Source organism: Enterobacter sp. CGMCC 5087 (assembly GCF_003144775.1).
Classification (GTDB): Bacteria; Pseudomonadota; Gammaproteobacteria; order Enterobacterales; family Enterobacteriaceae; genus Enterobacter; species Enterobacter cloacae_M.
In genome coordinates, this window is the sequence record NZ_QFXN01000173.1 from 1 (window position 1) to 381 (window position 381).

The 381-nt window shown below is 59.6% G+C and carries 1 protein-coding gene; it reads left to right on the plus strand.

Translation table 11 applies throughout. The annotated features are described in order from the left end of the window. Positions 1-137: 137 nt before the first annotated feature. Positions 138-381 (plus strand): zinc-ribbon domain-containing protein (locus DEO48_RS15370; RefSeq protein ID WP_219933016.1); only part of this gene is annotated, 244 nt, incomplete at its 3' end.

Here is a 381-nt window from a genome sequence, read left to right on the forward strand (position 1 = left end):
GCCCTGGACCGGCTATCGCCGCGACCGACCTGCTAACGCATAACTGACCCGCCATTCGCACCCTGCCACGCTGCCCGTACCGGGACGGCTGACGCCTGCGTGTCGTCTGGCGGTAAGGCGCAAATATTATGAATACGATGTATGCAAAATCCTTTATGGCTCTCGACGGCAATGGCCGTCTTACCGGTGCCCGTACTGCGCAGACCGCGCCGTATGACCGCTACTGCTGTCACCTCTGCGGCAGCGCCCTGCAGTACCACCCTGAATACCAGACCGAACGCCCGTGGTTTGAACACCGGTATGACACGCTGACGGAGAACGGGCGACAGCACTGCCCGTATGTTAATCCTGAACTGAAAGAAACCCGCATTATCCGGCAAC